Origin of the sequence: Acidovorax sp., from assembly GCF_046314175.1 — a bacterium.
Taxonomy (GTDB): Bacteria; Pseudomonadota; Gammaproteobacteria; order Burkholderiales; family Burkholderiaceae_C; genus Acidovorax.
In genome coordinates this window covers 16,506-28,756 of record NZ_JBKBXG010000025.1, presented here as the reverse complement: position 1 = coordinate 28,756, position 12,251 = coordinate 16,506, and the positions used below count along the sequence as shown (strand labels likewise).

Sequence of the window (12,251 nt, the reverse complement as noted above, 5' to 3'; positions counted from 1 at the left end):
AAGGCGCAGCCCGGCGCTCCGCGTGGGAGCGCCCCGCAGCCCCTGCATTCAGGGCCGAAAAGTGGTGGAGGTCAGGCCTTCAGCGGGAAGAGCGGGTCCGCTTCGCGGTAGTCACGCGGGATGATGACCTTGATGTCCTTGTTGAGCACCTGGGTCATGAGCGGCTGGGCGCCCTGATTCTGGCCGTTAACGAATTTGGTCGGGCCGTACGGCATGATGTGATCGGCAAAGGTGCTCTTTTCTAGCGCGTCGACGATGGCGGCGCGGTCCACTGACTTGGCACGCTCTAGCGCATCGGCCAGCAGCCACATGGACGTGTAGGTCATGAACAGCTCGTAGCTGAAGAACAGGCCCTTGGCCTCCACGCGCTTCTTGATATCCTGAGCCCGCTTGTCCTTGGGGTTGAACCAGTGATTGCAGTCGATGATCCCGTTGGCTGCGTCCGGGAACTCCTTCACGAACTTGTAGCTCGACGCGGCTCCGCCCAACACCGAGTAGATGGCCTTGGGCGTTACTTTTTGCTGTTGCATGGTGCGCACCAGCAGCGCATATTCGTTGTAGTAGTTGGCAGGGATGACGATGTCTGGATTGATCGCCTTCATGCGCAGCACGATGTTATTGAAGTCACGCGTGGGGTTGGCGTGTTTGACGATCTCCTTGACTTCGTAGCCGTAGCCGGGAAGCTCGCGCGCCAACAACGCGGCCGTGCCCGAGCCGAACAGCGACTCTTCATGAATGATCATCACCGTCTTGGCAGGCTTGCCGGCCGACGTATTTAGTACATGCAGGTTGGCCACTGCGGTTTCGGCGCACTTTTTGTAGCCAGGGCCGAAGCGGAAAGTGTTTTTGAGGCCGCGCTCCACGATCTGGTCGGCCACACCCACATCCACGATGTGCGGCAAGTTGTATTTGGCCGCAGCCTGGGTTGTGGCCAGGCAGATGGCCGAGGCGAAGGCGCCAACCACTGCGGACACGCCTACTTCGTTCATCTTCTCGATTTCAGCAGCGCCTGCCTGGGGCTGCGACTGCGCATCGCCCAGCAGCGCTTCCAGCTTGGCACCGCCCAGCGACTTGATGCCACCAGCCTTGTTGATGTCTTCAATCGCCATCATCGCGCCTTCACGGCACTGCTGGCCCGAATAGGCCAATGCACCGGTCACCGGGTGCAAGACACCCACTTTGACAGATTTGGCCTGCGCTCCACCAACCAATGGGAAAGCCATGGCGGACGCTGCGGCGGCCGACTGGGACATGAAATGGCGGCGAGTACTCATGGGCATTCTCCTGAAAAGGTGCGGTGGGTGGGGTGGATTGGAGGCGAAGCGCGAGGGGAAAATCAAGCCGATTCAATGAAACTGGGCGGACAGCTCTTTGCTGACCCAGACCTTGGCGTCAATGCTGCCCACACGGGACAGCTGCATTTCGTATTCGTAGCGGTCGGGACGGTATAGGCCGTGCAGCCACTGCACCGGACGCTCCTGGTCGTCATAAATCAGGCGGCGCACGGCCAGCAGGGCTGAACCCACCGATACGTCCAGATGGCGTGCCACCACTGCGTCGGCCAGCTTGGCCGAGATGGTCTGGTGCGCACGGCCGACCTTGACGCCGGACTCTTCCAAGAGCACCAGGATGGGCTTGCGCGAGAGTTCGCGTCGCCCGAACTGGCGGGCAATGTCGGCGGGGACATAGGTGGTGATATGCGACAGCGGGCCTTCTTTGGTGCTCCGCACCCGCACTGCTTTTTGCACCGCGTCACCCACCGCAATCTGCAAGGCGCCTGCCACTGCGCGGGACGCTGTGACGGTGTCAACGTCCACCACCTTGACCGATGTGCGCAGGCCCATGCTGACCAGGTTCTCCAGCAGGCCAGTAAGGTGCGCGCGGCTGTTTTGCCCATCACCGTCCGTACCGCTGGAAGGGGCCGCAGCTGGCGCCAGAGGGCGCGTGCCACGGCCGGGTTCGCGGGAGATCATGCCTTCGCCCTGCAACAGCTCCAGGGCGCGGCGCACTGTGACGCGGGCCACCGAGAACTGCTGCATCAGGGCCAATTCGCCCGGCAAGCCTTCTGCGAACCGACCTTCCTGCAACTGTTCACGCAGCACCAGATAAATCTGGTGGTACTTGGGCAACGGCAGATTGTTCGCGGGCATGGAGGTCATATTAGGAATAGTTCTAATGTCCTGTCAATAAGACATTTCACGGCAGATTTTCTCTTTTTGCAGACATTTGGCGGGTGGTGCCGGTTGTCGTTCTCCTTGCAACCAACGTGCCAGCTGATCCCCGTACAGGGTGCTTGCTGTGTAAAGCCGCGCGATTATTTAAAGGAGTCGCCATCGTTTGATTGACGCTGCCACAGGCATTGACTACATTACTAACCAGTCAGTCATTAACGATGCCGCCGTTGTCCCCCACCTCTACTCCTTCACAAACCGCAACAGCAACCAAGCGCGAACGCCGCAAAGAGGCCCGCCCAGGTGAACTGCTGGAGGCCGCGCTCGACCTTTTCGTCGAAAAAGGCTTTGCTGCGACGCGTGTGGACGAGGTGGCAGCACGCGCAGGGGTATCGAAGGGCACCTTGTTTTTGTACTTCCCCAGCAAGGAAGAGCTTTTCAAGGCCGTGGTGCGCGAAAACATTGCAGGCCGGTTTGCCGAGTGGAACGCCGAGCTGGAAACCTTTGTCGGCACCACCAGCGATGTGCTTCGCTATTGCTACAAGGTCTGGTGGGAGCGCATTGGTTGCACCAAGGCGTCCGGCATTACCAAGTTGATGCTGAGTGAAGCCCAGAACTTCCCGGAAATTGCCCAGTTCTATCAGCAGGAAGTCATTCTCCCTGGTCAGTCGCTGGTTCGGCGCATTCTGGAGCGGGGCGTTGCGCGCGGAGAGTTTCGCGCGGTCAATCTGGACTATGCGGTGTATCTGGTGCTCGCTCCAATGATCTTCCTCATGATGTGGAAGCACTCCATGGGTACGTGTGTGCCTGACGCACAGAACCTCGCACCCGAGGTCTACATCGACACCCAGATCGATAACATCCTGCACGGCCTGTGTGTAAGGCCCGATGCAACCCCTACCTCCCCTCCTCCCTTGGCCTGACCATGAAACGCTGGATTCCCTGGATGGCTGCGGCCATCGTTGTCGTGCTGGTGGGTGCGGGTGGCTGGCGCGCCATGGCAGCGCGCCAAGCGCAGCAAAAGGCATTGAACGACACCGCTACGCTACGGGCAGAGGCGCCGCTGCAGCTGTCGGCCAATGAGGTCCTGGCCGTGCAGCAGCAAAGCCTTTCGCTTGGAGTGCCTGTATCGGGATCGCTACGCGCGGTGAACTCTGCCATGGTCAAGGCACGCACAGGGGGCGAACTGCAGGGGCTGACAGTGCGCGAAGGCGACAGCATCAAGGCCGGCCAGGAGGTTGCACGCATTGACTCTACCGAAGCGAACGCGCGCCTGCGCCAAGCGCAGCAGCAGGCCGATGCGGCCAGATCGCAGGTGGACATCAACCAGCGCCAGTACGCCAACAACCGCGCTCTGGTAGACCAGGGTTTTATTTCAGCCACAGCGCTCGTCACCTCCCAGGCGAGCCTGGATGCTGCCAAGTCCACCTACCAGGCTGCGGTCGCAGCGGCCGATGTAGCGCGCAAGGGGTTGGACGACACCGTGCTTCGCAGCCCCATCAGTGGGCTCGTCTCTCAGCGGCTGGCGCAGCCTGGCGAGCGCGTGGCCATAGACACACGCATCATCGAAGTGGTGGATCTGTCGAGCCTGGAGCTGGAGGCGCTGCTCAGCCCTGCGGACTCTGTCACCGTGCGCGTGGGCCAGAAGGCGCTGCTCGCCATTGAAGGCCTGACTTCCCCTGTTTCTGCCACCGTGGTGCGCATCAACCCCAGCGCTCAGGCAGGCAGCCGCACCGTACCGGTTTACCTGCGCTTTGACCAAAGCAAGTTGGATGCACCGCTGCGGCAAGGGCTTTTTGTGCAGGGCAGGCTGGACACTGGACGCGCGGACGTGCTCACCGTGCCGCTGGACGCCGTGCGCACCGACAAGCCTGCACCCTATCTGCCGACGCTCAAGGAGGGCCGGGTTGTCTACATGCCGGTCAAGACAGGCACCCGTGCAGTGGTGAACGGGCAAACGCTGGTGGCGGTAGAAGGTGTGCCCGCGGGTACGCCCGTAATCGCAGGGCGCATTGGCCAGCTGCGAGAGGGCACAGCGGTGTCGACTGCAGCGGCTGCCCCGTTGTCCGCAGCGTCGCGCACCGCGCCCTGACTGCACTGACCCGCCATGTGGTTCACCAAAGTCAGCCTCAAAAACCCCGTGTTCGCCACGATGGTGATGCTCGCCATCGTTGTGCTGGGGTTGTTCTCGTACCAGCGCCTGAAGGTTGACCAGTTTCCGAACATTGATTTCCCCGTGGTCGTAGTCACCGTGGACTACCCCGGTGCGTCGCCTGAAATCGTCGAGAGCGAAGTCACCAAGAAGATCGAAGAAGGCGTCAACTCGATTGCGGGCATCAACGCCCTCACCTCGCGCAGCTACGAGGGCACGGCCGTTGTCATCATCGAGTTCCAGTTGCACATCGACGGTCGAAAGGCGGCCGAGGATGTGCGCGAAAAAGTGGCCACCGTGCGCCCCCTGCTGCGCACGGAGGTCAAGGAACCGCGCGTGTTGCGCTTTGATCCGGCCAGCCGCGCCGTGTGGTCTCTGGCGGTGTTGCCCGAAGAGCAAGCTGGTGTCACGCCGCGCAGCGCGGTTGAGCTCACCACCTGGGCCGAACAGATCCTGAAAAAGCGCCTGGAGAACGTCCGCGGCGTGGGCGCGGTGAACCTGGTGGGTGCCACCAAGCGCGAGATCAACATCTACCTGAACCCGCAGGCACTCGAAGCGTTTGGCGTAACGCCCGACCAAGTGGCGCAGGCTGTGCGTAACGAGAACCAGGACCTGCCGGTTGGCTCCATCCGGTCGCTGGCACAGGAGCGCGTGGTGCAGATCGACGCCCGCATGGAGCGGCCCGAAGACTTCGGCCGCATCATCGTGGCGCGCAAGAACGGCGCGCCGGTCCGGCTGGACCAGGTTGCCCGCGTGAACGACGGCGCGCAAGAGGTCGAAAGCCTGGCCCTGTACAACGGCCAGCGCACCCTGCTGCTGTCGGTGCAAAAGTCACAGGGCGAAAACACCATCGAGGTGGTGGACGGCCTGAACGCCGCCGTGGTGGAGTTGAAGAACCAGCTGCCCCCCGGCGTGCGGCTGGAGACCATCGGCGACAGCGCCCGCCCCATCCGCGTGGCGGTGGACAACGTGCGCCAGACGCTGATTGAGGGAGCCATCCTCACGGTGCTCATCGTGTTCCTGTTCCTGAACTCCTGGCGCTCCACGGTGATCACCGGGCTGACCCTGCCGATTGCACTGATCGGCACGTTCCTGTTCATGAACATGTTCGGATTCACCATCAACATGATCACGCTGATGGCGCTGAGCCTGTGCGTGGGCCTGCTGATCGACGACGCCATTGTGGTGCGTGAAAACATCGTGCGCCATGTGCAGATGGGCAAATCCGCCTACAACGCAGCCATGGATGGCACGCAGGAGATCGGCCTGGCGGTGCTGGCCACCACCCTGTCCATCGTGGCGGTGTTCATGCCCATCGGTTTCATGGGCGGCATCATCGGCAAGTTCTTTCATGAGTTCGGCATCACCATCGTCGCTGCAGTGATGATCTCGATGTTTGTGAGCTTCACGCTCGATCCCATGCTGTCGAGCATCTGGCACGACCCCAGCATCCACAGCCACGGACAAAAGACAGAGCCTGTCACCTTCTACGACAAGACCATCGGCCGCGTCACGGGCTGGTTTGACCGCGCCACCGATGCTTTGGCAGAGGGCTATCAGAGCATCTTGCGCTGGTCGCTGGTGCACAAGCTGACCACCATGGCGATTGCGCTGGCCATTTTTGTGCTGAGCGTTTTCATGGTGCCGCTCTTGGGCACCGAGTTTGTGCCCAAGGCCGACTTCTCTGAAACCTCGCTCAATTTCTACACACCGGTCGGCTCGTCGCTGGAAGCCACCGAGGCCAAGGCCAAGCAGGTCGAAGGCATCCTGCGCGAGATGCCCGAGGTGCGCTACACGCTGTCCACCATCAACACCGGCAGCGCGCAGGGCAAGATCTACGCAAACATTTATGTGCGGCTGGTGGACCGCAAGGACCGCAGCCGCAGCGTGGACCAGATGTCAGACGTGCTGCGCGAGCGTCTGAAGACCGTGCCCGGCATCACAATCACCCACGTGGGCCTGCTGGACGCCGTGGGCGGGCAAAAGCAGGTGGAGTTTTCGCTGCAAGGCCCCGACCTGCAGGAGCTGGAGCGTCTGACGAAGATCGTCACCGAAAAGATTCGCGACATCCAGGGCCTGGTGGACCTGGACACCAGCGCCAAGCCCGACAAGCCCGTGGTCGCTCTGGAGATCAAACGCGATGCAGCGTCAGACCTGGGTCTGTCTGTGGCGCCCATGGCCGCGTCGCTGCGTACCTTGGTGGCGGGCACCACGGTGGGCAACTGGCGCGCGCCGGACGACCAGACCTACGACGTGAATGTGCGCCTGGCACCTGAGGCCCGCACCGCTGCGGCGGACCTGGAGCGGCTGCCGTTTGCGCTGACCGCCCCCGACGGCACCACGCGCATCGTGCGCCTGAACCAGGTCGCGAGCGTGACGGAATCCACCGGCGCCAACCAGATCAACCGCCGCGACCTGACCCGCGAAGTGGCTGTGAACGCTAACGTGGCGCAACGGTCGGCGGGTGAGGTGTCGGCAGACATCAAGAAGGCGCTGGACAGCGTGACCTTTCCGCCGGGCTATCGCTACCAGTTTGGTGGTTCCACCAAAAACATGGCCGAATCGTTTGGCTACGCCATCTCGGCGCTGGTGATGGCCATCATCTTCATCTACATGATCCTGGCGAGCCAGTTCAAGAGCTTTTTGCAGCCGCTGGCGCTGATGACCTCGCTGCCACTCACGCTCATTGGCGTGGTGCTGGCGCTGCTGATGTTCCGCTCCACGCTGTCGATGTTCTCGATCATCGGCGTGGTGATGCTGATGGGACTGGTCACCAAAAACGCCATCTTGCTGGTGGACTTTGCCATCCGAGCCCGCGAGGAGCATTTGAACGACCAGGGCCAGACCGTGCCCGGCTTGCCCCGTGCAGACGCCCTGCTGCTGGCCGCGCGGGTGCGCCTGCGCCCCATACTGATGACGACGCTGGCCATGATTTTTGGCATGGTGCCACTGGCGTTCGCGTTGTCCGAAGGCTCGGAGCAGCGCGCGCCCATGGGTCAGGCCGTGATCGGAGGGGTGATCACTTCATCGCTGCTGACGCTGGTGGTGGTGCCGGTGGTGTATTGCTACATGGACGACCTGGCGCAATGGGCCCTTCGCAAGATGGGACGCGCCCCGGCAGCGCCTAAAATCGAAGGTTTGTCCTGATCGTCCCGATCGGCCTTGCATCTGCCCCACGGAGAAATTCCATGAACATGCCTCTGAACACGTCCGCCAACATCAGCGACCCCATCGCCCAGGCTCGCTACAACATGATCGAGCAGCAGATTCGCCCCTGGAACGTGCTCGACGCCGACGTGCTGGATCTGCTGGCCGTGGTCCGCCGCGAAGACTTTGTGCCCCCGGCCTACCGCAGCCTGGCCTTTATGGACATTGAAGTGCCCCTGCTGGGCGACGACGCTGAAGAGGCCGTGCGCCTGGGCCTGAGCATGCTGCAACCCCGTGTGGAAGCGCGCATCCTGCAAGACCTGCAAATCAAAACGACCGACCGCGTGCTCGAAATTGGTGCAGGCTCTGGCTACATGGCCGCCCTGCTGGCCTACCGCGCAGAACGCGTGGTGTCGCTCGAAATCAACCCCGAACTGGCCGAAATGGCCCGTGAGAACCTGCGCGACGCGGGCGTCAATAACGCCGATGTGCGCCTGGGCGACGGCGCCCGTGACGCCATTCCCGACGGCCCGTTCGACGTGATCGTACTCAGCGGCTCGGTGGCCGAAGTGCCCACCGCCCTGCTCTCGCTGCTCAAGGACGGCGGCCGACTGGGCGCCATCGTGGGCAACGACCCCGTGATGCGGTTCACGCTGACCCGCCGCACCGGAGACCGCTTTGAGACCACGTCGCCCTGGGACACCATCGCGCCGCGCCTCTCCAACTTCCCAGAGCCATCTGGTTTCACCTTCTGATCTCGGCCTTTTTGAGTCCCACCCTTCGGAGTTCTGCATGATCGATCACGTCCGCCCCGCCCAGCTGTCAGCATGGTTTGCCGCCGCACCCGAAGGCAGCCACCCCCTGGTGCTGGACGTGCGTGAACCCTGGGAGCTGCAGACCGCCAGCGTGCGCGCGGACGGCTTTGAACTGGTGGCCATCCCCATGGGCGAGTTGCCCACGCGCCTGGACGAGTTGAACCCTGCCCGCCCCATTGCCTGCCTGTGCCACCACGGCGCACGCAGCCTGCGCGTGGCCGTATTCCTGCAGCACAACGGGTATGAGCATCTTGCCAACATCACAGGCGGCATTGACGCGTGGTCGCACGAGAACGACCCCGCTGTTCCGCGCTACTGACGCGAGCGCTCCTGCCAGCCCGCAACGCCCCATGCCCTTGTTCGCCGCCCTCCCCATTCGAACCGCAGACTCATCCGAAGGAACCCCATGACACCGCACCGGCCGCTTTCCCTGTCTCTCCTGACCCTGGCACTGGGCGCAGCACTGTGTGCGCCTGCGCAGGCCCAGAGCTTGGCGGAACTGGTGGAATCAGCCCGCACCTACGACACCGCGTGGCAATCGGCCCGGGCCCAGCTGGAAGCGGCCGCCCGCCGCGCCGACCAGGCCCGCGCCGGCCTGCTGCCCAGCGCGGCTCTCTCGTCCGGCATCAACCGCGCCAATGTGGATGTGAGCCGCCCGCCCATCGAGAACACAGGCACCACGCAAACGCTGGGCGTCAACGCCTCGCAACCGCTGTACCGCCCAGCCAACCGCATCAACCTGCAACAAGGTCAGCGCGGTGTGGATGTTGCGCAGGCGCAGCTGGACGCCGCTACCCAAGACCTGCTGGTGCGGGTCAGCCAGTCCTACTTTGATGTGCTGGCCGCGCAGGACACGCTGGCCTTTGTGCGGGCCCAGAAGGCCGCCGTGTCCGAGCAACTGGCCTCTGCCAAACGCAACTTCGAGGTGGGCACCACTACCGTGACCGACTCGCGCGAAGCGCAGGCGCGCTACGACCTGGTGATTGCGCAAGAGATCGCCGCCGAGAACGATCTGCGCGTAAAGCGCCTCGCGCTGGACCAGCTGGTCGGCATCACGGGCAGCACCCCCCAGCCGCTGGCGCTGCCCGTGCAACTGCCCAGCGTGGCGCCCGACAACGTGAACACCTGGGTGGACACGGCCCGCGACCAGCAGCCCGGCGTGCGCCAGGCCGCCATTGCGCTGGACATTGCACGGCTGGAAACCCAAAAAGCCGAAACCGGCCACTTGCCTACGGTGGATCTGCAAGCGGGCTACAACATCACGCGCAACCCCAACGGCACGATCACATCACCCCGCGTGAACAGCCGCACCAACAGCGCCAGCGTGGGCGTGGCGCTGAACCTGCCGCTGTTTGCAGGCTTCGCGGTGCAAAACCGCATCAAGGAAACCCTGGCGCTCGAAGAAAAGGCCGCGGCCGACCTCGAAACCACCCGCCGCAATGTGGCACAGGCCACCCGCGCCGCCTTCTTTGGTGTGCAGTCTGGCGAAGGTCAAGTGAAAGCGCTGGAGGCCGCCGAGGCCTCCAGCCAGAGCGCACTCGATGCCAACAAGCTCGGCTACCAAGTGGGGGTGCGCATCAATATCGACGTGCTCAATGCACAAAGCCAGCTATTCCAGACCAAGCGCGACCTGGCCCAGGCCCGCTACAACGTGCTGCTGGGCACGCTCAAACTGCGCCAGGCTGCGGGCACGCTGAGCCAGCAGGACATCGACGCGATTAACGCGCTGCTGACCAAGCCGTGACCGGTGAACAAGGCGCCCGGGTCAACCGGCCCGGCGCATGAGATTCGTCCGGCTATTGGGCGACTGACAAGCCGGGCTGCACGATCTCCAGCACGGCCTTCACCGTCGCCTGCGCCGCACCCCGGTGCGCCTGGGCAAACTGCATGGCGCGTTCACTGGCCGCTTGCTGCTGGTCGGCATGTTGCGCCAGCTGTACCGCCCGTTCCATTCCAGCGCCAATGTCCGGCACACGCTGCGCCGCACCGGCTGCGCAGGCCAGTTCGGCCGCCTCGGCAAAGTTGAAGGTGTGCGGGCCCAGCACCACAGGGCAGCCGCAGGCAGCGGCCTCGATCAGGTTTTGCCCGCCCAGTGGCGCAAAGCTGCCGCCCAGCAACGCCACATCGGCCAGGCCGTAGTACAGCGCCATTTCGCCCAGCGAGTCGCCCAGCCACACATCGGCTGCGTTCGGCTGCCCTGCCCAGGTGCTGCGGCGCGACACGGTGAGGCCCGCCCGCTGCAGCAGCTGGTGCACCTCGTCAAACCGCTGGGGGTGGCGCGGCACGATGAGCCATTGCACGGCAGTCAGCGCCAGGGCATTTGCTTCACTATTGATAGCTGCTAGCGCTTTACCATCAAGCGCTAGAGCCTGTTTTTGCTTGAAATTTTCCAGCCACATCGCTTCTTCGCCTTCGCGGCTGCTGGCCAGCATGACCACCGGGCGCTGGACCTGCGCGCGCCAGGCGCGGCCTTGGGCCACCTGCCGCGCATCGGGCACCACGTCGAACTTCAGGTTGCCGAACACACCACGCACCGGGGCACCAATGGCACGCAGGCGCGTGGCGTCTTCCTCGGTCTGCGCCCACACAGCCACGAGGCCGCCGTAGGCCGGCCGTGCCAGTGCCGCCAGGCGTTGGGCGTTGCGCAGCGACTTTTCATTGAACCGCGCATTGGCCAGCACCAGCGGAATGCCGCGCTGGCGGCAGCCCGCCACCAGATTGGGCCACACCTCGGTCTCCATCAGGATGCCGATCGCAGGCCGGAACTTGCGCAAGAACCGCGACACCGCGCCCGGCGTATCCCAGGGCTGCCACACCTGCACGTCGCCCGCCTGCAGCAGCTTTTCGCCTTCGGCACGGCCTGTGGCGGTGCCGTGCGTCAGCAGCAGGCGCATGCCAGGCAACTGCTCGCGCAGCTCGGCCAGCAAGATCGCAGCGGCGCGGGTCTCGCCCAAGGACACGGCGTGGATCCACACAAACCGGCCCAGCGGGTCGGTGCTGCTGTGCGGCATCAGGCTGTCGATGGGCGCCGGGTAGCGGCCAAACCGTTCGCCCACACCGTAGCCGTAACCGGGCTCGGCCACGGCGCGGCGGCGCAGCTTGCGGCGCAGCAAAGGCTGTGCGCACCAGGTGACCAGCGAATACAGGGCGCGAGCGGGGTTCATGCGGCCAGGTCCAGCGGCACCACGCGGCCCGACCATCCGTCATTGCTTTTGCGTGTGGCCACCACCAGGCATTGGCCTGGGCCGGGCGCTGCCGCCACTTCGTCGCCACCTGGCGCCCAGAAGGCACTGCGGCCCGCGCTGATGTAGGCGCCCGAGGGCCCGCCGTGGTTGGCTAGCAGAACCGCCATCGCATGCACGCGGGCGTAGGTCTGGAGCTGGGCTGATTCCGGGCCGTAGCCGTTTTCAGAGACCAGGGCGCCGCTGGCATACAGCCCGGCGCCCGCGCGTGCAGCGGCATCGGCATGCTCCGGGTGCCTGGCGTCGGCGCAAATGGCCAGTCCCGTGGGGATGCCTGCCAGGGACAGCACCAGGGCGTCGTCCTCGCCTGCGCTGGCAAATTGTGTTTCGCTGCCATGCAGGTGCCGCTTGCGGTACAGCGTTGCCGTGCCGTCCGCACGCAGCACCCAGGCCCCGATGGAAGGCAGGTCGCCAGCACGTGCGGCTGCGGCCGGGGCGCCCACGATGAGCATCATGGCATGGTTGCGCGCAGCCTGCCGCAAGGGGGCCAGTGCCGCGCCATCCTCATCAAGCACCTGGGCCGCGAGGTGCGGCAACTCATACCCTGTCAGCGACAGTTCCGGGAACACCAGCAGCTGCACACCCTGCTGCGCGGCCTCCCGGGCAAACGCCAGGTGGGTCTGCACATTGCGGGCAACATCGTTGGCTACCGAGATGGCTTGTGCCGCAGCAACGCACAGCTGCGGACGAGAAGAAGTGGTGTTCACACGGAGACCCAGGATTC

Annotated in this window: 10 protein-coding genes; 6 read left to right on the top strand and 4 right to left on the bottom strand. The window is 64.1% G+C overall.

Features of this window, described 5'->3' with window-relative positions:
• Window positions 1-71: 71 nt before the first annotated feature.
• Together ACK4OE_RS09345 and ACK4OE_RS09340 are read right to left on the bottom strand one after the other, a co-directional pair.
• On the bottom strand, window positions 72-1,274 hold the full coding sequence (locus ACK4OE_RS09345) for an ABC transporter substrate-binding protein (RefSeq protein ID WP_409884532.1): 1,203 nt from the start codon (window positions 1,272-1,274) through the stop codon (window positions 72-74).
• A gap of 72 nt (window positions 1,275-1,346) precedes the next feature.
• Entirely contained in the window at window positions 1,347-2,159 is an 813-nt protein-coding gene (locus ACK4OE_RS09340) for a GntR family transcriptional regulator (RefSeq protein ID WP_409884530.1), read from the bottom strand.
• 233 nt (window positions 2,160-2,392) lie between these two features.
• Here ACK4OE_RS09340 and ACK4OE_RS09335 point away from each other — a divergent pair, with 233 nt between their 5' ends.
• The 6 genes from ACK4OE_RS09335 (at window position 2,393) to ACK4OE_RS09310 (ending at window position 10,029) form a co-directional block, all read left to right on the top strand.
• Window positions 2,393-3,094, top strand: a complete 702-nt coding sequence (locus ACK4OE_RS09335; protein ID WP_409884527.1) for a TetR family transcriptional regulator — start codon at window positions 2,393-2,395, stop codon at window positions 3,092-3,094.
• A gap of 2 nt (window positions 3,095-3,096) precedes the next feature.
• The gene (locus ACK4OE_RS09330; protein WP_409884525.1) at window positions 3,097-4,263 is read left to right on the top strand and encodes an efflux RND transporter periplasmic adaptor subunit; all 1,167 of its coding nucleotides are present in this window, start codon (window positions 3,097-3,099) and stop codon (window positions 4,261-4,263) included.
• Window positions 4,264-4,278: 15 nt separating this feature from the next.
• Window positions 4,279-7,470, top strand: coding sequence for an efflux RND transporter permease subunit (locus ACK4OE_RS09325; RefSeq protein WP_409884524.1), 3,192 nt, complete (start codon window positions 4,279-4,281; stop codon window positions 7,468-7,470).
• Window positions 7,471-7,511: 41 nt separating this feature from the next.
• Complete coding sequence (locus ACK4OE_RS09320; protein WP_409884522.1) at window positions 7,512-8,225, top strand: protein-L-isoaspartate O-methyltransferase family protein; 714 nt, start codon at window positions 7,512-7,514, stop codon at window positions 8,223-8,225.
• Window positions 8,226-8,262: 37 nt separating this feature from the next.
• Window positions 8,263-8,604, top strand: a complete 342-nt coding sequence (locus ACK4OE_RS09315; protein WP_409884520.1) for a rhodanese-like domain-containing protein — start codon at window positions 8,263-8,265, stop codon at window positions 8,602-8,604.
• Window positions 8,605-8,691: 87 nt separating this feature from the next.
• A complete protein-coding gene (locus ACK4OE_RS09310) occupies window positions 8,692-10,029 on the top strand; it encodes a TolC family outer membrane protein (RefSeq protein ID WP_409884519.1) in 1,338 nt (445 codons plus the stop codon).
• Window positions 10,030-10,081: 52 nt separating this feature from the next.
• On the opposite strand, the gene ACK4OE_RS09305 is transcribed toward ACK4OE_RS09310, so the two are convergent.
• Entirely contained in the window at window positions 10,082-11,449 is a 1,368-nt protein-coding gene (locus ACK4OE_RS09305; protein ID WP_409884517.1) for a 3-deoxy-D-manno-octulosonic acid transferase, read from the bottom strand.
• The gene (locus tag ACK4OE_RS09300) at window positions 11,446-12,234 is read right to left on the bottom strand and encodes a carbon-nitrogen hydrolase family protein (protein WP_409884516.1); all 789 of its coding nucleotides are present in this window, start codon (window positions 12,232-12,234) and stop codon (window positions 11,446-11,448) included. The genes ACK4OE_RS09305 and ACK4OE_RS09300 overlap by 4 nt, the downstream gene beginning before the upstream one ends.
• Window positions 12,235-12,251: the final 17 nt, after the last annotated feature.